This window comes from Baaleninema simplex PCC 7105 (genome assembly GCF_000332355.1).
Taxonomy (GTDB): Bacteria; Cyanobacteriota; Cyanobacteriia; order Cyanobacteriales; family Geitlerinemataceae; genus Baaleninema; species Baaleninema simplex.
In genome coordinates, this window is sequence record NZ_KB235958.1 from 2038571 (window position 1) to 2062553 (window position 23983).

Annotated in this window: 21 protein-coding genes; 10 read left to right on the top strand and 11 right to left on the bottom strand. The window is 52.4% G+C overall.

Translation table 11 applies throughout. The annotated features are described in order from the left end of the window. Positions 1-17 precede the first annotated feature (17 nt). The 5 genes from GEI7105_RS0111175 to GEI7105_RS35990 form a co-directional block, all read right to left on the bottom strand. Positions 18-272, bottom strand: a complete 255-nt coding sequence (locus tag GEI7105_RS0111175) for a GUN4 domain-containing protein (protein ID WP_017660551.1) — start codon at positions 270-272, stop codon at positions 18-20. Positions 273-365: 93 nt separating this feature from the next. Beyond that, on the bottom strand, positions 366-665 hold the full coding sequence (locus tag GEI7105_RS0111180; RefSeq protein WP_017660552.1) for a hypothetical protein: 300 nt from the start codon (positions 663-665) through the stop codon (positions 366-368). Between the two features lie 601 nt (positions 666-1266). After that, positions 1267-4002 (bottom strand): two-partner secretion domain-containing protein, encoded by a 2736-nt coding sequence (locus tag GEI7105_RS0111185; RefSeq protein WP_017660553.1) that lies wholly within the window; start codon positions 4000-4002, stop codon positions 1267-1269. Positions 4003-4021: 19 nt separating this feature from the next. Further along, positions 4022-4990: a M48 family metallopeptidase gene (locus GEI7105_RS0111190; RefSeq protein ID WP_017660554.1), complete on the bottom strand. Its 969-nt coding sequence runs from the start codon at positions 4988-4990 to the stop codon at positions 4022-4024. A 213-nt stretch (positions 4991-5203) separates the two neighbouring features. Next, positions 5204-6961: a Calx-beta domain-containing protein gene (locus tag GEI7105_RS35990; RefSeq protein WP_083862359.1), complete on the bottom strand. Its 1758-nt coding sequence runs from the start codon at positions 6959-6961 to the stop codon at positions 5204-5206. A gap of 959 nt (positions 6962-7920) precedes the next feature. Between GEI7105_RS35990 and GEI7105_RS0111205 the strand changes: the two genes are divergently transcribed. From GEI7105_RS0111205 to GEI7105_RS0111235, 7 genes are all read left to right on the top strand, one after another. Further along, positions 7921-9777: a protein phosphatase 2C domain-containing protein gene (locus GEI7105_RS0111205; protein ID WP_017660556.1), complete on the top strand. Its 1857-nt coding sequence runs from the start codon at positions 7921-7923 to the stop codon at positions 9775-9777. 178 nt (positions 9778-9955) lie between these two features. Then, complete coding sequence (locus GEI7105_RS30065; RefSeq protein WP_071591958.1) at positions 9956-11140, top strand: transposase; 1185 nt, start codon at positions 9956-9958, stop codon at positions 11138-11140. 139 nt (positions 11141-11279) lie between these two features. After that, entirely contained in the window at positions 11280-11522 is a 243-nt protein-coding gene (locus GEI7105_RS0111215; protein ID WP_017660557.1) for a ferredoxin-thioredoxin reductase variable chain, read from the top strand. Positions 11523-11548: 26 nt separating this feature from the next. After that, the gene (locus GEI7105_RS30070; protein ID WP_083862360.1) at positions 11549-12526 is read left to right on the top strand and encodes an alpha/beta hydrolase family protein; all 978 of its coding nucleotides are present in this window, start codon (positions 11549-11551) and stop codon (positions 12524-12526) included. A 188-nt stretch (positions 12527-12714) separates the two neighbouring features. Continuing rightward, positions 12715-14049 carry an APC family permease gene (locus GEI7105_RS0111225; RefSeq protein WP_017660559.1) on the top strand — a complete coding sequence of 445 codons (1335 nt, stop codon included), beginning with the start codon at positions 12715-12717 and terminating at the stop codon, positions 14047-14049. A gap of 22 nt (positions 14050-14071) precedes the next feature. After that, on the top strand, positions 14072-15373 hold the full coding sequence (locus GEI7105_RS0111230) for a hypothetical protein (protein WP_144053762.1): 1302 nt from the start codon (positions 14072-14074) through the stop codon (positions 15371-15373). A gap of 46 nt (positions 15374-15419) precedes the next feature. Next, complete coding sequence (locus GEI7105_RS0111235) at positions 15420-15887, top strand: phosphate-starvation-inducible PsiE family protein (protein ID WP_017660561.1); 468 nt, start codon at positions 15420-15422, stop codon at positions 15885-15887. Between the two features lie 127 nt (positions 15888-16014). Here the strand turns inward: GEI7105_RS0111235 and lptB are convergent, their stop codons facing one another. From lptB to GEI7105_RS0111255, 4 genes are all read right to left on the bottom strand, one after another. Beyond that, complete coding sequence (gene lptB / locus GEI7105_RS0111240; RefSeq protein WP_017660562.1) at positions 16015-16743, bottom strand: LPS export ABC transporter ATP-binding protein; 729 nt, start codon at positions 16741-16743, stop codon at positions 16015-16017. 217 nt (positions 16744-16960) lie between these two features. Beyond that, positions 16961-17413, bottom strand: coding sequence for an LptA/OstA family protein (locus GEI7105_RS0111245; protein ID WP_017660563.1), 453 nt, complete (start codon positions 17411-17413; stop codon positions 16961-16963). Between the two features lie 229 nt (positions 17414-17642). Next, positions 17643-18059, bottom strand: a complete 417-nt coding sequence (locus GEI7105_RS0111250) for a DUF309 domain-containing protein (protein ID WP_017660564.1) — start codon at positions 18057-18059, stop codon at positions 17643-17645. A gap of 56 nt (positions 18060-18115) precedes the next feature. Next, positions 18116-18301, bottom strand: coding sequence for a PCP reductase family protein (locus GEI7105_RS0111255; protein WP_017660565.1), 186 nt, complete (start codon positions 18299-18301; stop codon positions 18116-18118). 215 nt (positions 18302-18516) lie between these two features. On the opposite strand from GEI7105_RS0111255, the gene GEI7105_RS0111260 reads away from it, so the two are divergent. The 3 genes from GEI7105_RS0111260 (at position 18517) to GEI7105_RS0111270 (ending at position 21809) form a co-directional block, all read left to right on the top strand. Then, on the top strand, positions 18517-19317 hold the full coding sequence (locus tag GEI7105_RS0111260; protein WP_017660566.1) for a TPM domain-containing protein: 801 nt from the start codon (positions 18517-18519) through the stop codon (positions 19315-19317). 86 nt (positions 19318-19403) lie between these two features. Then, complete coding sequence (locus tag GEI7105_RS0111265) at positions 19404-20036, top strand: precorrin-8X methylmutase (protein ID WP_017660567.1); 633 nt, start codon at positions 19404-19406, stop codon at positions 20034-20036. 273 nt (positions 20037-20309) lie between these two features. Next, the gene (locus tag GEI7105_RS0111270) at positions 20310-21809 is read left to right on the top strand and encodes a sensor histidine kinase (protein ID WP_017660568.1); all 1500 of its coding nucleotides are present in this window, start codon (positions 20310-20312) and stop codon (positions 21807-21809) included. Between the two features lie 99 nt (positions 21810-21908). Here the strand turns inward: GEI7105_RS0111270 and GEI7105_RS0111275 are convergent, their stop codons facing one another. Both GEI7105_RS0111275 and GEI7105_RS0111280 read right to left on the bottom strand, forming a co-directional pair. Next, entirely contained in the window at positions 21909-22559 is a 651-nt protein-coding gene (locus GEI7105_RS0111275; protein WP_026097589.1) for a DUF3226 domain-containing protein, read from the bottom strand. Between the two features lie 5 nt (positions 22560-22564). Then, positions 22565-23710 (bottom strand): AAA family ATPase, encoded by a 1146-nt coding sequence (locus GEI7105_RS0111280; RefSeq protein ID WP_017660570.1) that lies wholly within the window; start codon positions 23708-23710, stop codon positions 22565-22567. Positions 23711-23983 lie beyond the last annotated feature (273 nt).

The following is a 23983-nucleotide window of genomic DNA, read 5'->3' on the forward strand; positions in this document are numbered from 1 at the left end:
AAACCACTGTTTGAGAGTCAGAGGCGATCGAGGTGTTGGAGATCCGGACAGGAAAATCGAGCGATTTCGGGGGACAAAACCCCGCCACTACCATCGAGATCGCCCACTTCGCGCATCAGCCTCGCAGTTTCGCCATCAGCCTCGCGCCATTGTCTCGAGTGCAATTGGTTTTCGAGTTGGGTGTAATCGGCTTTCAATCGAGCGTTGGCGTCCGGCCTCGTTTTTTCAGACGAATTCCCCTGGGATCTAGTGACGAGAACGGCGATCGCCAACAGTACAATTCCCGCCCCTCCTACGAGTTGACGACAATTGAATCGAAACTGAGTGGTTTTTACACTTTTGTAAGACGCTGATGCGAGATCTGTTTACGCCATCACCTCGGGCTTAACAGTTTCTCCAAGTACTCGATCGACAACGGCTGTCAAAATCAATCCCGCCACTTCAAGCACTTCTGCCGACCAGATCCATTCAACACCCGCACGGCCGCTCACCATCACGAGCCGACCTTCAAATTCATCGAGATGCAGTTCCTGAAGCTCGGGCGGTTGAGCAACTTGCATATCCATCGACGTTAGCCGAAAATACGTTCCAGCCTCCGATACGGGTAACAGAATTTTGAAATGTCCGGCTTCGACTTTGCCCAGATATTGGTGGTAAGAATTCATGTCGATCTGCTCCTCAAGTAACTTTTTTACATACCGATACTCGGGAAAAAGCATAAAGAAAGTACTCAAAAAAATACTTTTTCCTTAAATGCTTGAAATCAAAGACAATTTAGTCTATATGGGTCTTCGGAGTTTGTGGTTATAAATGTATAGCATGATACAAAAAATTGAAGATTCGAGAGCCAAAACCCTTGAAATCTCGTGAAGTTAGTTTTTCTGTCACCCTAAACTCCGAAGAGCCTCTATATTTTAATTTTATCGGCTCTCAGAAAGACGATTTACAATCTACAATATTTTCAATAAAACAACAAAAAACTTAACTAAAATCGGAGAAGTTCGAGGGTGCATCTCACTTTTGTAAAAATATGAGTTTGAGGTAGGTTGGACTTCGGCAGCGCTGCCGTCCATGGGTGGAGCGATCGCGAAACCCAACAACAGCTCAATTCAGTGCAGAGACTCCGATCTGATAAATTTACATACATTTTTGAGATGCACCCCACAGAGGACACAGAGAGGGGCTTGTTGGGTTGGAAAAACAGTCCTCGGCTCCGCTCGGACTCAACGCTTCGGCTCCGCTCAGCGTTGAGATTCGGATTTCGTATCAGTCTCGACTCCTCATCCGGCATCGGTCTCGATGTTCGGTCTGAAAGGGTCTCGCTTGTGGAGAGAGCAAGGACACCGATCCGTCATCGTGACGCTGCCAGGTGGTGGCTTCTACCATCGGCTCGGCCTCGAAGGATAAGTGTTCGGGAAGGTCGCTTTCGGCATCCCCGCTCGCGATCGCCCGCCAATCCCGCCAAACTCCCACCGACACGACGGGCTGAAAAGGATTCGGCGGTAGCCCTCCCCGTCCGGTGACGGCAAACTCACTTCCCGCCCGCAACGCGCGACAGCGATCGACCACCAATCCCGTTAAGTCCACCATCTCGCGAGATAGATCGAACGATCCCAATTCCGCGTCGAGGGTGGGAGTCTCGATCTCGACGATGCCTTTAAATTCCGCTCCCAGTGCGGAGGTGGCGGTAATGTCGCTGTTGGGAGTCGGGCGATCGCGAAATGCCGTTCCGAAAATCCCTTGGGCGCGAATGAAAATGCGTCCGCCTTGGCTGTTAGTGGCGTTGGCCGCGATATCGCTATTTTCGAGGGCAACGAGGGTATCGGTGGCGATCGCGATATTGCCTCCCGGCTCTCGACCCGTGGCGGTCGTTGAAATGCGGCTGTTGTCCCGTAACTCGACGATCCTCGCGTCGATGTTGACGTTGCCCTCGCGAGCAAACTCCGACTCGGCCACCACCTGCGCCCCGCGACTGAGAACCAGGCGATCGACATCGAGGGTTACGTTACCTGCTCGGACACCTTCCCCCAGACTGCTGACGACCAAACTACCGCCGTCGTCCAATTCTAGAAGCGGGGCTACGATCGTTAGATCTCCGGCAGCCCCCAAAGCACCGGTTAAATTGGGGGTGACGACCGGGGCAAACGGCGCGATCGCCGTCGCGTCCGAGCGAATGCGACTGATGGCCTGTCCCGTCGAGTCGGCCCCGCGAATTTCAACGCCCTCAGAGGCGCGCACTGTCAACCGTCCGGCAGTGCCTAAATTCGAGGTCGAGGTGGTAATTTCCGCCCCACCGCTGACGAGTAACCACCCCGTAGAAATTGTAATGTCTCCAGCCGCTCCGCGACCGACGCTGCGCGTGTTGATATTGGCTCGGGTGAGAGGATCGGGGCGCACGCCGCTAACCTCGATAGACTCGCTGGCGGTAATGCGGACGAGGCCACCCCGCGCGTCGCCGAAGGTCACAGCTCCGATCCCGCCGCCGTCGCGAACGGCGATGCGTCGAGCGCTAACATCGATCAGACCTGCTTGAGTGGTGGCGTTGCTAAACGCGTTTCCTGCAATGGCGCTGTTAAAGCGACCGTTAGGGGTCGTACCGCTAATTTCGACCGTACCGGAGGCGCGAACGGTCACTCGTCCGCCGTCCCCATTACTGAAGGTCGAGGCGAAAATGCCACCCCCCTCGCTGATGCGAAGGTTGCCCGTGCTAAAGTTTACCGATCCGGCATGGCCGTTATCGAAGGTTTCGGCGACGATTTGCGCCCCCCTCAAATCGACGTATTCTCCAGCTCGGATCTCGAGCGTTCCACCGCGTCCGCTTCCCGATGTGTTAGTGGAGACGAACGCACCGTGACTGAGGCTGAGGGTGTCGGTATCGATGGAAATATTGCCCGCATTGCCGTCGCTGAAGGTCGTGGCGAACAGGCCGCCACCGAAGTCGTCGGGACTCTCGATGCGATCGAGGGTGAAGAGTCGAGCGAGGATCTCTTGTAAATCTCTGACCCCCTGCACATCGATGCTGTGGGCGTCGAGGCGGACATCGCCACCGCGACCGCTTCCGTAAGTCGTCGTCGAAATTAGCGAATCGTCTCGCATTTCCAAGCGATCGACGGCGATTTCAATCCCCAAACCGTTTTCAGATCCCAAGGTTTCGGCAAAAATACGCGCCCCTCCGCTGAGTTGTAATTCTCGGCTGCTGAGGACGACGCGGCCGCCACGATCGCCGCTGGTATCGACGATCGCCCCGTTCGTCAGAGCGATCGCGCCACCGTTTCCCTCAAACGCCGCGAGAGGGTCGTCCCCAGTCCAACGCCCCGATCTCGCCAGCAAGGCCACGCTCCCTTCTGGGGCTTCGAGACGTCCGCCGTCGATCGCCAAATTTCCACCGGCCAACACCAAGCGTTCCCCGCGAGGCACTGACAGCGACGCCCCCGTACTGGTGACGTTGCCCGCATGGGGGTCGAGTTGTAAGCCCAGGGGTGTATTGACCGACAGTAGCGGTTGCGACGCTTGGGTGTCGAAGGTTTGGCGATCGTCGAAGATTAAAAAACGCCCGGTACTGGCAACGAACGATCCGCCAAGGTCTAACCGCGCGTTGGGTCCGAAGGCGATTCCGTTGGGATTGAGTAAAAACAGGTTCGCCGCTCCGTTGGCACCTAACACGCCGTCGATGCGAGACGGATTTTCTCCGGTTACGCGAGTAATAATGTTATGGATAGTTTGGGCGTTCTCGAAACGAACGATTTCCCCGCGATCGACGTTAAACTCTTGAAAGCTATGGAATAGATTGCTTCCGGCTTCCGTTCCTCCCGTGATGCGATGAATCCCTTCCGAGGTCTCGAGGTAAGAATTGTTAGGAAGGCTGGTATCGGGAATCCGTTGTGCCGACGCTTCTGGGGGAGCGATCGCGACACCTATCAAGACCACACTTCCTATCCATCCCCAAACAGACGAAATCGCGACGGTCGTATGCGCTCGGTTCGTATCAGTTTTCTGGGTCAAAGTTGGCTGTCAATTTTGCTTAACGACGCTCTCGTTTTGCCTTTTCCCGTTCGATTTCCCGTTGCAGTTCTTCGATTTGCCGACGCAAGCTCGCAGCTTGGTTTTCCGGGGTCGGATCGACGTCAACTGCGCCTCGAGCGTCGTCTCGTTGGTAGTTTCCCGCGCGAATTTGGCGGTATTCCGACGAGTTCGCCCACTCTCTCAAATAATACAACCGCTCGACCGCGAACGGATGAGTAAACGCGATACCTTGAGCGCCGTTGTAAAGCAAAAACTTGTAAATTTGGTTGAGATTGTCGCGATCGAGGTCTTGATAGCGTTCCGACTGACGGATAAATTCGTTTAAACTCAGTTCGTGGGCGTACTTGCGACTTCCCCCCGCCATCACCATCATCGTTTGCATGACGCTGTCGAGGTCGTCCGTGGCCAACAACGCCGCGCGATCGGCCGACAGTTCGGCTTTGCGCCGCCACTCGTAAAACGCATAAATCAAACCGCTTCCGATGGCGTTTCCCAACCCGAACGTCATTTCTCCGACGAACATGGCTGTCGAAATCGCCCACAGCGCCATTTGAATTAAAATCGTGTGGCCGCACTTAATATGACCGAGTTCGTGAGCGATAACCGTCCGCAGTTGCGCCTCGTCTGTGGCGTCTAACAACCCCGAATTTAACGTCATCGAGGGATGGTCTTGACCGAGAGAATAGGCGTTGAGTTGTGGGTCTTGAGACACGAACAGCAGCGGTTCGGGGGCGATGTCTAAATCGCGCACGCACTCGCGAAATACGTGATAGACCGTCGAATACTGACGCGGCCCGACCTCGATGCAATTTCCCATCTTAAACACCGATTGCGGGCGTTCGTAAACGAACTCGACAAATGTTTTCGCCACCATATCGAAACCGGGTAAGTTTCGCAGGGTTTCTTCCGCCTCGCGATCGAGGGGATGGCGAAAAGCTTCGCTAGAAATTCCGGGGTACTGGGGCATCGTTCGTTTCGCTGGGCGACTCTACTTCTAATGATACGCAAGTGGCAAGGGAGAGGGGGAGAAGGGGAGAAGGGGAGAGGAGGAGAGGGGGAGAGGGGAAGAGAGGGAGCAACTGTTATCTGTTCCCCGTTCCCCGTTCCCTGTTCTCTGTCTTCACTGGTGACTGGTGACTGGCGACTGGCGACTGGTAACTAGTGACTGTCAAACGATCTCTTAACTGCCAAATTCCGGCGCGATCGCTCGTACGGCGGTCGTTAAATCGGGGGTAAACTCGATTTCGTAGTCGAAGGGCGAACTGCTATCGGGCCCGGTGTTATCCATCGCGGTGGTGTCGGTACGACGGGGGGAGAAGAACGATTGGGCTTCGACGACGACGTTATTGCCACTGAAAGACAAACCCGTTACGTTGACTGTGTTACTGTTGCCGTTCGATAGTACTGCTGAAACGAAGGTGGCATCGCTGACATCTCCCGTGATGGGGTCGATTTTCGCCACGATCGCAACTTTCGCCCCGCCTCCTTGTCCGTAACTCGTCAGCCAACCGTCAGAGGCGAATTCTCGGAAATCTTCGCTCGGCGAACCTTGGGTTCCGGTGGAAGTAAAGACGCCATAGAGGTTACTTCCGCCGTCCCACAGCAACCCGACGCCGGTTCCGTCGTCTCCCGTGACTTCGTAATCGGTGCGATACCAATTTTGCACGCCGTTGGTGAAGCTGACGATGCGAGGATCGCGGTTGTTACTCGAAACTTGTTCGTAACCGACGTAAATGGTGGTGTCGCCGACGGTGACGGAAGGGCCGCCGAGAGCTTGTACTGAGGCTTCGTTGGTGACATCGACCCCGCTAAAGTTGACGGTATCGCCGACCGAGGAGACGGGATTGGTTCCGTCGTCGTCAACAATGGTGAGTGTCGCGTCGGTTTGCGTTCCGAGGCTTCCACCGACGGCGTTGGTAATTTCAATCTGTACGGTTTCGTCACCTTCGGCGTCGGTGTCGTTGGTGATGGGAATCTCGAAGGTTTGCTGAGTTTGGCCGGGGGCGAAGGTCACGGTTCCCGAAACTTCCGTGTAGTCGAGGTTGGCGGTGGCGTTTCCGCCGCTGGTGGTGGTGTAATCGACGCTGACGGGGGAACTGCTGCTTTGGCTGAGTTGGACGGTGATGGTGGCGGTTCCGTTGTCTTCGGTAACGTTAAAGTCGGCGGTGCTAAAGTCGATAGTGGGCGTGGTGGAACTGACGCCGATAAAGTCGCTGGCGTCGATCGCACTGCTGGCGACGTTTTTCAGAACTGCTAAAAATTCTCCGCTGGCGGTGTCGCGGATAACGGTATCGCTGGGGTTGCTGGCGGAGGCGATGTCGAGGCGATCGAACGAGAGACTGGTATCGAGTTCCAAACGATCTTCGCCGTCGGTAAAATCGAGAACGACATCGGCGGTGGCTTCGCTAGAACCGCCGTAACCGGAGGCGAGGAAAAAGCGATCGCTCCCAGACCCGCCGGTGAGGGTATCGGTTCCACGATCGCCCGAGATAAAATCCTCTCCTAAATCCCCGAAAATTTCGTCGTCGTCCGCACCGCCGCGAATCGTGTCGTCGTCTGCACCGCCGTGCAGGGTGTCGTTTCCCGTATTTCCGAAAACGGCGTCTTCTCCTTGGTTTCCGTTGACGTAATCCGACGCCCCCAAGCCCAAGAGAACGTCGTTTCCTCCCAAGCCGACGATAACGTCTTTGTCGTCGCTGGCGCTAAAGAAATTTGCGGTGTCGTCGAGAAAGTTCAGTTGAAAGTCGCTGAAGTCGTTCACGCTGTGAAATGCTCCTGATGGGTGGTCGATAGATCGGTCTTCCGTATCTTTCAATCTAGGACGAATTCTAGGACAAGGCGATCGCGCGATCGGTTCCTTCGCCCGATCGAGTTTGCGATTCTCGAGGAGAACGGTACAATAGAGTTCGGAAGCGGCTGCGATGTTGGTGACTGCCAATATTGTTTTACGATCTATACTTGTCCTGCGTGGTGTCCTCAATGTACTGACGGCTCGGTAAGCCAGCTTCGAGCTGGACTCCTTGAGCCGAAGATAAAGGACCGAGGGTCTCTGTAATACGTTGCAGGTTCCCAGTGTTGCTATGCAGGTCGGAAACTGAGGTAAGACGGCTTCGCGGTCGCTCTCTTTCGAGCGAATTAAATGTAAGTTTCGACTCGAAGAAATTCGACTTAAGGATGAATTTGTAACGTTTCAATTGGGCGTTACCTATTTTCCATAAACGAAACATTGCCTCCTTTGGAAAAGTCCAAGGGAGTTTTTAATTTGATAGGTAAGTCTCAGGTATCAGCACGGTGACAACTGTGTGTAAGATCGCGACAACTTCCTGTAATGCAGTCTGTTGGGGTGCATCTCAATTTCGTAGAACGACCCCTCCGCGCCTCGACTGAGCGCTCGCCGAACGTCCTTCGGCATCTCCCCTTAGTAAGGGGAGGATGGGTGGGGTTCCGGGTGCAAAAGTGAGATGCACCCGTCTGTTGCGGTACGTTTTTTAGCTTTGGGTTGATTCCAATACTCCACGCCAACCTAACACATTTCACGATCTGAAATTTATTATCACAAAAAATATTTTTTATCAACAAATAAATTCAAAAAAAGATTAAAAAACAAAAAGAGCGATCGCCCAACAGCAAAAGTAGGCAGTCGAGTCACGAGTTAAACAACATTAGACGGGAGTGTTTGAAGGCGATCGCACTAAGGGGTTACATCTGTACGCGCAGCATTTCAGAGTGCGATCCATCTACAGCGTTTTCGACCGAAAATTTCGTGAGAACGGCGATTGAAGTCAACGCACGACGGTCGTTGTCTCATCAAACGCACCTCGGATTTTGCCTTGTATACTATGGGATATTATTGCCGATCGCACGGCGGAAGAAGATTTTATTCAGGATTGTTAAAGCGTGTTATTAAATCAACTGTTCGATCGCGAAAACGACACCGATACCATAGAACGCCGATATCTCTGGGCAGTTGGCATCCCAGCCGAAAAAATCCCCGTCGGACAAACCGTCGCCGATCGCTATCGTGTCGTCGCCCCGCAAATTTGGCTCGACGAACGCCCCGACTGCGTCCCCGATTTTCCCGAAGACATTCCGCCGACCGTCCTTCCGTACCTGCGTTTGTCTCCCGCTCAGCTGCACGTTCCACAAGTGTACGGCTTTTGTCAGGGAACAGAAGACGCCGAAACCCGAGAAATCCTACTGCTCGAAAACGCCCCGATCGATCGCCACGGTAACCTCTACCCCACACTCGTACAACGGTGGGCTGAAGCCTCCCCAATCCGTCAAGCCTATTGGTTGTGGCAAACCCTAACGCTGTGGCGAGTTCTCGACGAACAGGGTGCGACCGCCAGTTTGCTCGAACCCGAGAACCTGCGCGTACAGGGGTGGCGTCTGTGGTTGCTCGAAGTGCGATCGGGAAACGTCCAACATACCCTCAAAGACTTAGCCTATCACTGGTCGAGTTGGATCGCCGCTTCCCCCAACATTATCGCCGATCCCGTCGATCGGTTGTGTCAGCGAATGCGGGACGGCGAAGACCTCGACGCGATCGCCGCCTCCCTCAACACCTTGTTACTGCAACTGGCCGCCCAGCAACCGCTACGACTCGACATTGCCGGAGACACCGATTCCGGGCCGCTGCGATCGCACAACGAAGACACCTGCTATCCGACCGCCAGCGATCTCGAAGAAGCCGACGAAGACCCCCTTTTCCCTCACCTAGCCGTTCTCTGCGACGGCGTCGGCGGCCACGAAGGCGGAGAAGTGGCCAGTCAAACCGCCGTGCGATCGCTGGTCTTACAAGTGCGAACCTTTTGGAAACAACTGCAACAGGAATCCGAACTCTTATCCCCCGACATTATTCAAAACCACCTAGCGGCGATCGTCCGCGTGACCAACAACACGATCGCCCACCAAAACGACAGCCAAGACCGCATCGCCAACCAACGCATGGGAACGACCCTCGTTCTGGCGTGGCAACTTCCCCAAGCGGTACGATCAACAACGGGAACTCGATTTACCAACGCCCACGAACTCTATCTCGTCAGCGTCGGCGACAGTCGCGCCTACTGGCTGACCCGAGACTATTGCCAATGTCTCACCGTTGACGACGACGTGGCCACGCGAGAAGTACGCTTCGGTCGAGGATTTTATCGTCAAGTCCTACAACGGACCGACGCCGGGGCGTTGACCCAAGCGATCGGGACTCGAGACGGAGACCTCATCCATCCCACCTTACAGCGATTTATCGTCGAAGAAGACGGAATTTTACTCCTGTGTTCCGACGGATTGAGCGATAACGACTGGGTCGAAAAATCCTGGCGTCACGTCGCCCCCGCCGTTCTCGACGGAGACTGCACCCCACAAGAGGCCGTCCGTGCGTGGATTCAACTGGCCAACGAGAAAAACGGTCACGACAATACCTCCATCGTCACGATGGTCTGTCGCGTCACACCTCCTCGCCCCAAGGATCTCGACGTACTCGACCCCCAACAGCGATCGGCAGACGTGGGATATCCCGAATCCGACCTGTCCGAATCCTCCAAAGCTTTACTCTACGGTCAATCCGTCGATCTCGATCCCGAATCGGCCCGTCGCCGTCGCCGCCGTCCTACCAGTCGGCCGTTAGCGGTGGCCGCAGGCGTTTTGCTGACGCTTCTGCTCGGGGCGATCGTCTTCTGGATTGCATACAGTCAACTGCAAAACGACAGCAACTCCGATCGCCCCCTACCGCGAGATGAAGAGATGATGAGGTAACAGTCACCAGTCGCCAGTCACCAGTCACCAGTGAAGATAGGGAACAGGGAACAGGGAACGGGGAACAGATAAAAGTTTCTCCCCCTCTCCCCCTCTCCCCCTCCTGACAAGGCTATGATTGTAAGAGAGAGAGAAAGAGCCGACAAAGAGAAAGCCGTAGACTCGTTTAGGAGAAGCCATGAAATACAACTCAGCTTACCTCAAACAGTGGTCGCAAGAAGTCAGTCGTCATTTTCCGAATCTTTCCTTGCCACAAGTATCAGGGCTAGCCACCTGGAGCTTTGGCATGATGATGAGTCGCTCTTCAAGTCTGACTCAAGTGTCAGAGTGTATTGCCCAAGTCAACGGGGAAAAATTCACCAACGTACGTCAAAGACTACAACAGTGGTACAAAGAAAAACGCCAAGCTTACGGTCGTAAATATGCTGAGCTAGATGTAGCCAGTTGTTTCGCGCCGCTGCTGAAGTGGGTCTTAGAGCTATTAGGAGAGAGCGACGACCTGTTCCTGGCCTTAGATGCGACCCATATCGGTCAAAAATTTATCGTCTTGTCACTCAACGTACTCTATCGCGGCAGTGGCATTCCCGTGGCCTGGAAAATCGTGAAAGCTTCCCAGAAACACCCCTGGAAGCCCCTGTGGCAAGACTTGCTCCGTCGCTTGAGCGGAGTGGTTCCCGAGTCGGTCAGGGTTTGGGTTTTGGCCGATCGAGGACTCTATGCTTGTTGGCTGTATGAGGAAATTGTGGCTCTGGGATGGCATCCTTTGTTACGTATTAACTCACAAGGCTATTACCAAGTGCGCTCGGGGGAAACTCTCGCCGACTGGCAACCTCTCGAGCAAGTGGTTCGAGTTGGTGAGAGTTTTAGTCAACCGGTACGCTGCTTTCGCCAAAATCCTCTCGATTGTACCCTGTTAGCCCGATGGGACGAGGATTACAAAGACCCTTGGCTGTTGCTGAGTGACGCCTCACCTCAATCGGCTTCGGCTGCCTTTTATGGCTTTCGCTCTTGGACTGAAGCGGCTTATCGCGATCTCAAGAGCGATGGCTTTAATTGGCAACGCACCCGTTTGACTCATCCTCACCGGGCTGAGTGTCTTTGGCTGGCCATGTCTGTGGCTTTACTTTGGCTCATCACCGAAGGGGCTTGTCGGGAAGACTCCCAAAAGCCTTCGACTTCCCCTCGGACTGACTCTGACTCGACCGGTCTGGCCGCCGCGACCCTCAGACCGAGAACTCTTTCTTGTTGGCGCCTTGGCTGTATCTCTTTTGTCGTCCGCCTCTTTCAAGGACTTCCCTTGAGTTGGGGACGCCACCGTACTTCTCCCTATCCTGGGGCTTCTTTGGCTTTCGATACCTCCTAAGTAAAAGTCATAGCCTTATCAGCTCTCCCCCTCTCCCTTTCTTCCCCGCTTCTATGGGAAGATAGAAAAGTTGTGATACCCGGTCGGTTGGCCGCAGGGGCGACCGAACCTCGTTGTATCTGAAAGAGAATACCGAAACATGGCAACGATCGAAGTAGGCGCTCGCGTCCGCGTAAAGGAGTCCGTCGTCGTCTATCACCATCCCGAACACCGAAACGAAGCGTTTGACGTCAAGGGCAAAGAAGGAGAAGTTCTCGAAATCCTCACCGATTGGAACGGTCGCCCAGTCAGTGCGAACTTACCCGTTAACGTGCTGTTTTTCGTGGGTAAGAAGAAATTTAAAGCGCACTTCCGCCCTGAAGAACTCGAAATCTTGTCCTGATGTCTGCTCAGTTTGACAGAGGATAGATGGAGAAATCGCGATCGCTTCTCGTAGTGGCGATGTGGGTTGGGGCGACGGTCGTTTCGGCGGTCAGTTATCTGGGGTCTGAAGCGACCGTCCGGCGATCGACTGCTCTCTCTGACACTGCCGTCACATCCGAGATTTCTCCCCAGTACGACGACATGACCCGGTACAGTACTACGACGGTTCGAGGCGACTCGATCGATCTCTACTACGCGAGAAACGCCAAACAGCCGCTTCCCGTGGCGTTGCTGCTACAGGGACTCAATGTCGATAAAGCGTATTACAGTAAATTCGCCGAACAGGTGGGGCGTTACGGGTTTGTCGTGGCCGTTCCCAACCATACTGTCTCCGTGCGCGGTCGTGACGAATTGTTCGCGCAAGTGGGACAAGTGACAGACGTTCTCGATTCGATGCGGCGGGAAACGCAAACCCCCAAATCTCCCCTTTACGAGAAAATCGACCCGGAAACCCTAGTGCTGTTGGGACATTCCCACGGCGGGATGATGGGACTCGATGCCATTCGCGGTGCTTGCGACGTGCCGTTTTGCGTCGGCGATTACACGATCCCAAAGGAACTCAAAGCCGCTGCGTTCTACGGAACCTTTCTCTGGGAAGACGGAGAATATCTCAGCATCGACAATTCCCGAGTTCCCACGATGCTAGTGGCGGGAAGTCGCGACAGTTTGATTACCCCCGAGGAAACGCAACACACTTACGCGCAAATTAAGTATCCGCCGAAAATTTACGTGCGCGTTGAGGGGGCCAATCACTACGGAATTACCGATCGCGACAATCCGCCGGGTTCTCCCCCCGAACCCAGTTCTCCGACGCTACCGCAAGACCAGGCGATCGAAACCATCGCCCGTTGGAGTGCGGTGTTTTTAAGAGCTTATGCCCTCGAGGATAAAACCGCTCTCGATTATCTCTATCGCAGCGGTACTGAAAGCGATGCCCTCGTCCGTGTTATCGCCGAACCCTGAATCAATGGTCTTGCAGTTCGACAAAGGCGATCGCTCGAGGGTAGACTGTAAGCCGATCGAACCAATTCACTAGCAATACCGATCTCGTGCATCTCAAGTCGATTGCATTCGACAGTTTTAGGCATTTCAACCGTTTTGACGGACGTTCCCAAATCTATAAATCCACCTCTATAAACCCATATCTATATATGAGTGAAAATTCTTATGGCAACGCTCGCAGGATTAGCCTGTTTACCGCTAGTTGTCTCGTCGTAGCGAACACCATCGGAACCGGCGTCTTTACCAGTTTGGGATTTCAAGTCGTCGATATTCGGACAGGTTTTGCACTCCTGTTCCTCTGGGTCGTCGGTGGCGTGTTTGCCCTCTGCGGGGCGCTGTCTTACGGCGAACTGAGCGCTCTCATGCCGCGTTCGGGGGGAGAATATCACTTTCTCTCAGAGATTTACCATCCCGCGATCGGCTTTCTCTCGGGCTGGATTTCCGTGACTGTGGGCTTCGCCGCCCCCATCGCCTTAGCTGCGATGGCACTAGGGGACTACTTTACCAGCGTGTTTCCGATATTTTCGCCGATGGGGGTGGCCTTGTTCGTCACCATCGCCATTTCGATTCTCTATTCCCAAAAAACCGCGATCGGCAGTTATTTTCAAAACAGTACGACGGTGTTAAAAGTCGCGCTCATCGTCGTGTTAATCGTCTGCGGGCTAGTTTTGGCAACGCCCCAAGACTTAAGCTTCTTACCCTCACTCGACGACTTCAACGCCATTACTAGCGCCCCCTTTGCCGTATCTCTAGTGTTCGTCACCTACTCCTATTCCGGTTGGAACGCGGCGGTTTACCTGGCCAGCGAAGTGGAGTCTCCCCAGCGCAACGTTCCTCGAGCATTGTTATTGGGAACCAGCATCGTGATGGTGTTGTACGTGGCCTTAAACTTCGTCTTTCTCTACAGTACGCCCATTGAAGACATGGCGGGACAAGTCGAAGTCGGTTATATCGCCGCTACCTCGATTTTTGGCGAACGGGGAGCGAAACTGATGGGATTGCTGATTTCTTTCGGGTTGGTGTCCTCCATTAGTGCCATGACTTGGGCCGGCCCTCGGGTGACTCAAGCCATTGGGGAAGATTTCGCAATTTTTCGGGGATTGGCGAAGAAAAACCGCCACGGTATCCCTCATTTTTCCTTGTGGCTGCAATTGGCGATCGCGATCGCTCTGATTATCACCTCTACGTTTGAAGCGGTGTTAACCTATCTAGGGTTTACGCTGACGCTATCCTCGTTACTCACCGTGTTGGGGGTGTTCGTGTTGCGAGTCAAACAACCCGAAACGCCTCGTCCTTACAAAACTTGGGGATATCCCCTGACGCCCCTTGTATTTGTGGGCATTAGTTTGTGGATTCTCGTCTTTGTCTTGACGAGCAAACCCGTCGAATCTCTGGCAGGCTTGGGAACGATCGCCCTCGGCTTACCCGTTTATTTTTGGGCGGCGAAACACCAACTCGCCTCGTCTCGCTCTCAATCTCGTTAAACCAATATTGCACCCCTAAATAATGATGAACCAGAGTCAACTGCTGTCTGCTTTGTTTGCGATCGCGTTCTGTGTGGGAGGACTTCAGGGATGTTCGACCCCCGACACCGACTCTGCGGCAGACACCTCCAGCGAAACGACGACAGAAACCACCACACCCGTCGAAGCCTCTTCCGCATCTTCCGACGTTACCGCAGACCCCACCACGGAATCGCCCTCTGACGCCCAAAGCCAAACGACAGACGCCGAGACAGTAGTTGAAGAAGACGACCCCTTAGCCGCCTTTGACGAGAAGCAAGTCCGCCTTCTCAGCGACACGGCGAAGTTTTTAGCGGGAATTCCCGTTGGTAAAGACAGTCCTCTGGCGACTCAGCAGCAAACCACAGCCTGGAACGACCACGCGGCTTATTTGGAATCGGCTTGGCAGCAACTCGAAGCACAACAGCTCTCGAAGGCGCGATCGTGGGCGCAAAGCGAGTTACAATTCCTCAACGAGCGGACGCCGAATCTGTTCTATCCCTTTAGCGGTCCCGATTTTCTCTACGCCTATACTTTTTTCCCCGAGGCGACGGATTACGTTCTCGTGGCACTCGAACCGGTCGGCCGGGTTCCGTCGTTTGAAAACCTCTCACCCGCTGGGGTTCAGCAAAGACTTAGCGATGCGAACCAGTCCCTGTACGCCATTTTGCAATATAGCTTTTTCCGCACGAACGCGATGGCGGAGGATTTAGACGAACAGGGCGTGTTGCCGATTTTGATGTTGTTTATGGGACGAACGAACCAGCGTGTTTTAGAGGTTCAGCACGTCGGGTTAGACGAGTCGGCGAACTTACAGCCAGTCGAACCGGGTGGTGCAGCAGCCCAAGGTTGGATCGACGGGGTGAAGATTACGTTCGTACCGGAAGGGGAAACGGTTCCGAAAACGTTATATTATTTTTCCACGGATTTGTCTGACGAGGGGTTAGCACAAACGCCGGAATTTTTGAAATTCGTGGGTCAGTTCGATCGCCCGGTGACGTATTTGAAAGCAGCGTCGTATTTGATGCACAACGATTATTTTTCGCAAATTCGCAATACGATTTTATCGAGCAGCCAAGCGGTGTTGCAGGACGATTCGGGAATTCCGCTGCGCTTTTTCGATCCGTCGAATTGGAACCGTCAGTTTTACGGCAGTTACGTACGCCCGATCGACTTGTTCGCTCAACGCTATCAGGCAGATTTAAGGGAAGCGTACGCCACCGACCCGACTGTAGCGCCGTTGAATTTTGGAATCGGATATAAGTACTATCAAGATGCTAATTTGATGCTGGCGATTCCTGAATAATAAATTGTAGCGATCGCGTCGGGGTGCTGTTGTGGGGTGATGAGGAATGTCTCAAGAAAACAGATCGAACAGTTTAATACGCTGGCTTCGACAATTGTTAAGCGATGACGGCTTTGTGGACGCGGTCGAACGGGTTCAAGTCATCGTGGCAAAAATCCTTTCGATCGCCATGCTCGTCGTCATTTTTGAGGCAGTTTGGGATTTAAGTACGACAATTTTTTCGAGTTTGGTTTTGAGCGATCTTACGTATTTCAAAAAGACGCTGTTTGAAATTTTTGGTCTATTTTTAAATGTATTAATTGCCTTAGAAATTCTTGAGAATATTACAGCATATCTCAGGAAACACGTTTTTCAAGTCGAGTTAGTCATTGCCACTTCTTTAATTGCTGTCGCTCGAAAAATCATTATTCTAGATTTAGAAAAAACATCGGGCTTGGATATTATTGGCTTAGCCAGTGCAGTTTTTGCACTTTCAATTAGTTATTGGTTGATGCGAACCGTAAGCCGAAACTGAGTTAAAAAGGTTAAATTTCAGTGGAATTGTCGGTTGAGTGGAGCGAAGGCGAAACCCAAAAAAACGCCAAGCATTCGATTAAAAACTCACCACAGAGACACAGAGAACACAGAGATTTAACCTTTAATTACCATTGAAAGCGATCGCCGAGATAGTATTGGCGCACCAAGGGGTTGTCGTAGAGTTCGCGGGGACTTCCAGAGGCGAGGATTTCTCCCTCTCGCATGATGTAGGCGCGATCGGTGATTTCGAGGGTTTCGCGGACGTTGTGATCGGTGATGAGAATACCGATATTGCGATCGCGCAGTCGAGCGATGAGCTGTTGAATATCGGCGACGGCGATGGGGTCGATTCCGGCGAAGGGTTCGTCGAGCAGCAAAAATAGCGGTTCGCCATATCCGGTCGAGAGCGATCGCGCGATTTCCGTGCGTCGCCGTTCTCCCCCAGACACTTGAATTCCCAGCGTCGAAGCCACTTTGTCTAAACGAAACTCCGAGAGGAGGAAATCGAGGCGTTTTCCCCACTCCCGTCTCGGAACGCCCGTTTGCTCGAAGACTAACAACAGATTATCGCGAACCGTCAGATGGCGAAAAATACTCGGTTCTTGGGCGAGATAGCCGATTCCCATTTTCGCCCGTCGGTGCATTGGGAGCGTTGTAATATCGCGATCGTCGAGCCAAACCCGGCCGCGATCGGGCTTCACTTGTCCCGTCACGATACAAAACGTTGTGGTTTTTCCCGCCCCGTTGGGTCCGAGTAACCCAACCACTTCGCCCTGACTCACCGACAAATTAACTCGGCTGACGACAGGGCGCTTGCTATAGGATTTGTGAATGTTATCGAGGACGATTCTCATGCTTTAGAGCATCCGGAACAAGGGAGAGGGGGAGAGGGGGAGAGGGGGAGCAAAGGAGAGGGGGAGAGGGGGAGCAAAGGAGAGGGGGAGAAACTATTAACTGTTCCCCGTTCCCTGTTCCCTGTTCCCTGTCTTCACTGGTGACTGGTGACTGGTGACTGGTGACTGGCGACTGTCACCTCATCATCCCTTCACGGGTGGGTGACTGGAACACTCTTCACTGGATAGGTGGCGCTGCGGGGGCGGAGGGGCGATCGGGTTGAGTGTTTTCGGGAATCAGATAAATCGACTCAACTTGACGGTTGGGGAGCGGTTGTGCGACAAACAGTCCTTCGTCGATCAGATACGTGACGACTTCCCCGCGAATGCTGTTTCCTTCTTGCAAGACATAGACGTTTCCGGTCAAGACGAGACGGCGTTCGTTGCTGAAATACTGCGCCTGGTTTGAGGTCGCTTGGATGTCGCGTGCGGGATAGTTGATTTGGACGTTGCCCCTGGCGGTGACGATACCCGTGCGGGCGTCGGCTTCTTGCACGTCGGCGCGAACTGTCAGAGGGGTACTGCTTCCGGCGACTTGAGAGGTTGTTGGTGTGGCGATCGCTCCACCGAGGGCGACGGGAAGAGACAGGGCTAAAGCCAAACGGAGTTTAGCGAAGGCGAGACGTTTCATATCGGTTGCAAGAGGCTCGATTCGACAGCCAAGACGGAAACACGCAGAGCGTTCGAGCGATCGCGGATACCGCGATCGGTACTCCAATGGTATCAAGTGTTGGTAGAGACGACGCTTCTACTGGGACAGTTTGCTGAAGTGACGGATCGGGGAATCGATCGTTGATAACTGTCTTCACTGGTGACTGGTGACTGGTGACTGGTGACTGTAAAAAACTGGTGACTGTCTTCTAGGTTGAGCTTTCCACCGTCTGAATTTTGGGAAGGAGTAACGTGGGGGGGTCGGTGGCGTCTCCACTCAAGCCATATTTTGCTGCAAATTCGGCGACGCGATCTTCTCCTGCTTGTTGGAGGGTTTGCAGGCTGTAGATCGCCCCTAAAAACAATGTTTCGACATCGATCGTCTCGTACTCGGGGCGGTAGCGACGCAGACGGTTCGTTCCTTCCCCGAGCAAAATCAGACAGCCTTTCCAATTGTGGTTGCTCAGGTGGTAATAGCCGACAGCAATTTGAAGGATGCCTTGAAAAAAGGTTTTGTCGGGGTCTATGGCTTCGAGCCAAATGGCTTCGAGGGTATCGTGACAGGGGTAAAATTCGCCTGCGTTGAATTCATCGACACCTTGCCAAAATGCTTGGGGAAATTCCATCAGTTACGAACCTTGGGCATTTGTCGCTCTATTTTCCATCAGATCTCGACGATCGCCTATTGCCCGAATTCCACTCGCGCCTGTTCGACAATATCTACGGTAACGATGCCGGATTCAGAATCCCGTGCCATTTCCTCAATGCGCTGGCGAGCTTGCGATCGCACGAAAAACGGAATGTTTTTAAACTTCGCCGTAGCTTCGACGGTCCATTGTAGGTCGTCAGCAAAATTAGACTGTTCCATATTTCTCTCTGAATCGTTGGACTGAGACGACTCGTCCCCCCTATTTTAGACCGATTCGAGGCGGTATAACGGTCGTGCGGCGCGATCGCGATGTTTTGGCGACGTTGCGATCGTGGTAAGGTGAAGTAATGTAAAGATTATGAACGTTACGTTAAAATACACAGCATCGCTATAACAAACGCCATAACCCATCGAGACTCCAACGATCGCGAACTATGCAGCACTTAACTTTCAAACGAATTGTGGTGTCCCTAGCAGCGGTGTGCTTCGCCGTAACCTCGTGGGCGATCGCACCCGCCGCCTATGCCTACGACAATCCCGAACTGCTTCCAGAGGTCGAAACTCCCATCATCGACCTCGCCGAAGCCCTCACCAGCACTCAAGAAGAGCAACTCGTCGCCGACTTAGAACGCCTCGAAACCGAAACCGGATACAAACTGCGGGTGTTGACCCAATTCGATCGCACCCCCGGCAGAGCGGTCAAAGACTTCTGGGGACTCGATGACAAAAGCGTCCTGCTCATTGCCGACCCCCGAGGGGGCAACCTCCTCGGCTTCAACGTCGGAGACGCCGTTTACTCCTTACTACCGCGCACCTTCTGGATCGAACTGCAAACCCGCTACGGCAACCAGTTCTTCGTGCGGGATAACGGCGAAGACCAATCCATTTTGCAATCTCTAAAATCTGTCGAATCCTGCCTGCGTCAAGGCGGTTGCCGCGTCGTACCGGGACTGCCTCGCGAACAGTGGATTCTCACCCTCGTCACCTCCGTCATCGGCGGTCTCGTCTGTGGATTTGCCGCACAGCCGAGAGGCGGAAAACTCGTCGCTTGGCAATGGGCGTTAATCTTTTCTCCCCTGTGGGGCATCCTGTTCGTCGCCTTCGGTATCGGGCCGGTGATCAGCCGCACGTCCGACTGGCTGCCGCTGTTGCGAAACGTTCTGGGCTTCGTTCTCGGGGCGTTGGTGGCTTATCTGACGCCAATTATCGATCGCTCCTCGCCGTCAGAAACCTAACGATTGCAATTGGGATGTCGCGATCGCTAAAGCCGACCTGATAAGCTGAAAGCGACTTTTCAATCCGTTCGTGGCGTCCCAACCCTATGGAGTGGCATATTACAGAAGCTCAAGGACTCGGTGTCGTCGATCGCGAATTCGGCGATCGTGAATTTTCACCGGCCGAATATCACATCGTGCGTCAAGTGGTTTACGAAACCGCTGACTTTGAATACAAAAACCTAATCCGTTTTTCCGAAACCGCACTGCAAGAAGGTGCAGCTGCCCTAGCCGCCCGAACGACCATCGTTGTAGACGTTCCCATGGTGCAAGTGGGCATCACCCCCAACATCATGGACACCTTTGCCAACCCCGTCTATTGCAGTATGGAGGCCCTCACCCGGCCTCAAAAAGAAAAAACGCGGGCGGCTTGGGGCATCGAAACCTTGGCGCGACGCTATCCCGAAGGCATCTTCGTCATCGGTCAGTCTCAAACCGCATTAACCTCCCTCGTGGAGTTAATCGAAACCGAATCTATCCGTCCTGCGTTGGTGGTGAGTACTCCAGCCGGATTTATGGGGGTTGACGTTCTCAAAGAGCGGTTGAACGATTCCCGCGTCCCTCACATTCGCAGTGCCGGACGCAAAGGTTCCGCCGTCGTGGCCGTCGCCATCCTCAACAGCTTAGTCGATTTAGCGTGGCAAGCCTACGGGCAAGACAACAGCATCGTTGCGACCTAGCAGATCCTCGAAACGAAACGCGTCTCGAGATATCCGGTCGTGGAAAGCGATCGCCGACAGACTCGTACAGTATCGTATCGTCCCGATCGAGAAGCGATCGAGGACAACGGGTGCGTTCGATGCGGATATTGCCCTTAATTTGGTTCGGTTGGTGCGACGTATCCCAAGCTCCCTTCGGGATACCCTAGTAATACCGACATTGCAAATTCTCTTGCAATGTCGAGATTGTCAATTCATCCGATCGCCGCATATCGATCCAAGAATGGAGTTGTCGTGAAGTTGTTCCGTCTACCCACGTTCAGTCAACTATTGAGTCAAAGCGATCGCCTGAGTCTGGGGCGTCCTGAGTGTCGTAGCGCCCGACACGCCGACCGTCAATGGCGGGCTGCCGTAGACGCCCTCAACGCACTGTTAAATCCCATCTGTCGAGGCGATGGCCAGACGGACTCCATGCCGTCGGGTTGCGTTCTGTCTGCACCGACGCCGATTCTCTGCAACGCAGACCTCCTCGATCGCTTCTCCACCTGGACGATTTCTCCAACTGGAACGGACGACGCGGCCTCGCGATCGCACTACTGCCTACCGAGTGCCACTCCCAACACGGCCACTCACCTCTCGTCTCACCTCAACACCCTATCTCTCCCGAAAGACGACCCCCTGACTCGCGAACAGTTCTGTTTGACCTTCGCCACCCATTTCAGCCTCGTTATGGTACGAGGAACCGACGAAACGGGTGCGCCCGTGTTTCAGTTTTCCTTCGACCCGCACGTCGTCGATCGCGCTTGGCAAGCCCTGCGACAACAACTTCACACCACCCATCCCGACGCGATCGCCAACCTCGACGGCCTCGTCGAACGCTTCGCCCCCGTCGAACCCCACTACAAAACCGTCATGCAATTTAGCGAAGCCGTGTTGCAGACGCTTCCCGACCCCGATACCACTGAAGAACGACGGGTATCTTCAAGCACGCGTCAGGTTCGACAAAACCGCGACGCGGCGAAACCCCAACGCGAACGATGGGCGCAATTTCAGACCGCGTTTCGCGTGAACGTGTCCTCCGATTCAGGGTCGGCGGCGGCCTTTGCCCCCGATGTGGAACTGTTACAAGCGATCGCCCACGAAGTCCGCACGCCGTTAAGTACCATCCGCACGTTTACGAAGATGTTGCTGAAGCGGAAGGACTTAGCCCCCGACGTGCTGCGGTGGCTAGAAAGTATCGATCGCGAATGTAGCGAACAGATCGATCGCTTCGGATTAATTTTTAAAGCCGTCGAACTCGAAACCTGCAAACCTCAGCATCGAGTTCAACTGACAACCACATCTCTGGCCGACGTGGTCAACAGTTGCATTCCCCGCTGGCAGAAACAAGCCAGCCGTCGCAGTCTGAAACTAGACGTACTGCTACCGCAGAAAATGCCCCAAGTCATCAGCGATCCCAACCTACTCGATCGCGTGTTGACCGGAACCGTCGATCGCTTTACCAGTCAGCTTCCGCTCGGAAGTTACGTACAGGTCAAAGTCATGCTCGCCGGACACCAACTGAAGTTACAACTCAAAGCCAGTTCCCAAACCCAAACCAATTCCAGTTGTGCCACCAACGCACCCTTGAAGTCGATCGGTCAACTCCTCAACTTCCAACCCGAAACCGGAAACATCAGTCTTAACTTGTCAGCGACGAAAAACCTCTTTCACGCCCTCGGCGGTAAACTCATCGTCCGCAACCGTCCCCAGCAGGGAGAAGAATTGACGATTTTCCTACCGCTGGAGCGGTGATGAGGGAATGAGGAGGGAAAAACTGTTTACTGTCTTCACTCTTCACTCTTCACTGAAAAAAATGCCGGGAATCTTAACCGTTTAAGGTTGCCATAGACTTTATTCAAACAATCGTGTTAACCAATTTGTGAATTTTTCAGCAAGATATGTATGAGGACGAAGAGATTGTCGAGTAATTGCTTTTCCTAAAGGATATCCCGGCTCGTCATGCCAAGCTAAATAGGTATGAATTACAGCTTTACTATAATGTACTTCTTTAAAAGTCGTCATATTTCTGTTTTTTGCTTCTCGAACTGATTCTCGGGCAAATTGTAAAGATTTAGGTTCGGCTAGTTCTGCACAAAAGTCTTCTAACATCCCCGAATCTTGATTGTTTGGCATCAACCAAAATCCTAGCTTAGGTTTATCTTCAATACGCTCGACTATTGTTCCGTTAATATCTGGATTGACATCCAAATCGTAGCGATGATTATTGTTTCTTAATTTACTTTTGATACTCTCCCACCTCCCTCTAACCGAGTCAACAGAAGGTTTATCAGCGTCAAGCATAACACCTATAACTTTGGGAGGATTGGGGCGTACTATTAGAGCATTGAGTCGCTTCAATACTCCATTGTCAGAACCACATTGATAAATTCCAAATGTTTCAGGAACATTATGAGTCTCACATAGAGCCATGACGACATGACAATCATTAGTTCCTTCAACCAACAACACTTTTTCTGTATCTTGTTTGCAGATATCTGCCATACTACTCACCGAACCTCAACATCCATTTCCATGGCATCCGTGAGCGTTTCTGATGTATATTCTGTTGCTCTGATATCTCCATTTTTTATATCGAGTCTAAAGAAAGCTCCAAGCTCTGGATATTGATTCCAAGCGCGATCGAATCCTTCAACACAATCACGACTATGGGTTGTTGCAAAAACTTGAACGTCAAGTTTTTTAGAGAGTTGAAACACGATGTCCCAAACCTTGGGCTGAACGCTCCAGTGCAAACCATTTTCAAACTCATCAATTAAAAGTATTCCATTTTTTGCATTAACTAAAGCCAGAATTATATTAAACAAACGAGTCATTCCATCTCCCATACTTTTAAGAGGTAAAGGCTCTGCTCTTCCTGCAATTTTTACGAGTGGAATTCGATTTTTATCAGAGCGATTTTGACTGACATCTTCAACAAAAGCAATTCCCGAAACTCGATTTTCAATTAGTCTCAGTGCGGATATTACTTCATTTTCTAAATCAGTCAAGCTCGTTAAATCCCAAAGCGCCGCAAGCTTTCGTTCAGATATATTTTCGGTTGAGACGAGTTGCCATGTAGATTTTATATCGGACTCTTGACTATGAGATATCACTCGAGAACTTACCCGATATCCGTAAGGTCGAATTTCTCGAATGTCTCTGTCTAATCTAAAAAGTCTTCTGGTTTTGTTACTTTCTTCTGCAACTAGAAAAATCTCGATCGAATATTCGTCAAATAGAGTTAACTGTAATTCGGAAGCCTCGATTTTTCTTTTGATTGTTACTTCGTTATCATTTCTACTTTGATAAGCTGCTGTTGCAATATGTAGCTGGGTCTCTGAATTGATTTCTCCAAGCAAAATTCCTGGCTCTCCGATTAGCGGCAGCTTATGGCCAGAAAAGAGATGTCGAATCGAAGTATCTGTAAAATTTTGAGAGGGAATTTGAGCTTCGCTTATCCAGGTTTCTTGTCTTGATTTTATCAAGTCTAGCAAAACTAAAGGATCTGCATTGCTGATATAAAGCTGAATGGCTTCTAAAAATGCACTTTTTCCGGCATTGTTTTTTCCGACAATTAAATTGATGCGATTGAGTTTATCTATATTTAAACTTTTAAATAGTCTAAAATTTTTGATTTGAAAAGATTGTAACATTGCAGCCTCTTCAAGTTCGCTTCGATCGAATTCTAAAATATTCCAATTTAATGGGTATTACAAGAACTATTTTAAATTTAGCGATCGAGCCTTTTGTTGAACATAAAAAAATAGAGAATACATTAATTTTAAAATTTCACAAAAAACCGTATTTTTTGCCTAATAGAGTGGTTTAACAATCGGCAACCCGAAAATTCTAGGCGATCGCCTTGGCGGTAGCGCCCCAACTGCGGTTTCCCGCCTGTGTCATGGGGTACTTTAACCGATTATTGA

What these genes read in the sequence shown, in the direction of transcription:
- GEI7105_RS0111245 (WP_017660563.1), bottom strand. Translation starts at nt 17,413, where the DNA reads ATGAAACGTCTCGCCTTCGCTAAACTCCGTTTGGCTTTAGCCCTGTCT.
- GEI7105_RS30065 (WP_071591958.1), top strand. Translation starts at nt 9,956, where the DNA reads ATGAAATACAACTCAGCTTACCTCAAACAGTGGTCGCAAGAAGTCAGT.
- GEI7105_RS0111255 (WP_017660565.1), bottom strand. Translation starts at nt 18,301, where the DNA reads ATGGAACAGTCTAATTTTGCTGACGACCTACAATGGACCGTCGAAGCT.
- GEI7105_RS0111180 (WP_017660552.1), bottom strand. Translation starts at nt 665, where the DNA reads ATGAATTCTTACCACCAATATCTGGGCAAAGTCGAAGCCGGACATTTC.
- GEI7105_RS0111250 (WP_017660564.1), bottom strand. Translation starts at nt 18,059, where the DNA reads ATGGAATTTCCCCAAGCATTTTGGCAAGGTGTCGATGAATTCAACGCA.
- GEI7105_RS0111225 (WP_017660559.1), top strand. Translation starts at nt 12,715, where the DNA reads ATGAGTGAAAATTCTTATGGCAACGCTCGCAGGATTAGCCTGTTTACC.
- GEI7105_RS0111235 (WP_017660561.1), top strand. Translation starts at nt 15,420, where the DNA reads ATGTCTCAAGAAAACAGATCGAACAGTTTAATACGCTGGCTTCGACAA.
- GEI7105_RS0111265 (WP_017660567.1), top strand. Translation starts at nt 19,404, where the DNA reads ATGGAGTGGCATATTACAGAAGCTCAAGGACTCGGTGTCGTCGATCGC.
- GEI7105_RS0111190 (WP_017660554.1), bottom strand. Translation starts at nt 4,990, where the DNA reads ATGCCCCAGTACCCCGGAATTTCTAGCGAAGCTTTTCGCCATCCCCTC.
- GEI7105_RS0111260 (WP_017660566.1), top strand. Translation starts at nt 18,517, where the DNA reads ATGCAGCACTTAACTTTCAAACGAATTGTGGTGTCCCTAGCAGCGGTG.
- GEI7105_RS0111275 (WP_026097589.1), bottom strand. Translation starts at nt 22,559, where the DNA reads ATGGCAGATATCTGCAAACAAGATACAGAAAAAGTGTTGTTGGTTGAA.
- GEI7105_RS0111280 (WP_017660570.1), bottom strand. Translation starts at nt 23,710, where the DNA reads ATGTTACAATCTTTTCAAATCAAAAATTTTAGACTATTTAAAAGTTTA.
- GEI7105_RS0111230 (WP_144053762.1), top strand. Translation starts at nt 14,072, where the DNA reads ATGATGAACCAGAGTCAACTGCTGTCTGCTTTGTTTGCGATCGCGTTC.
- GEI7105_RS30070 (WP_083862360.1), top strand. Translation starts at nt 11,549, where the DNA reads ATGGAGAAATCGCGATCGCTTCTCGTAGTGGCGATGTGGGTTGGGGCG.
- GEI7105_RS0111215 (WP_017660557.1), top strand. Translation starts at nt 11,280, where the DNA reads ATGGCAACGATCGAAGTAGGCGCTCGCGTCCGCGTAAAGGAGTCCGTC.
- lptB (WP_017660562.1), bottom strand. Translation starts at nt 16,743, where the DNA reads ATGAGAATCGTCCTCGATAACATTCACAAATCCTATAGCAAGCGCCCT.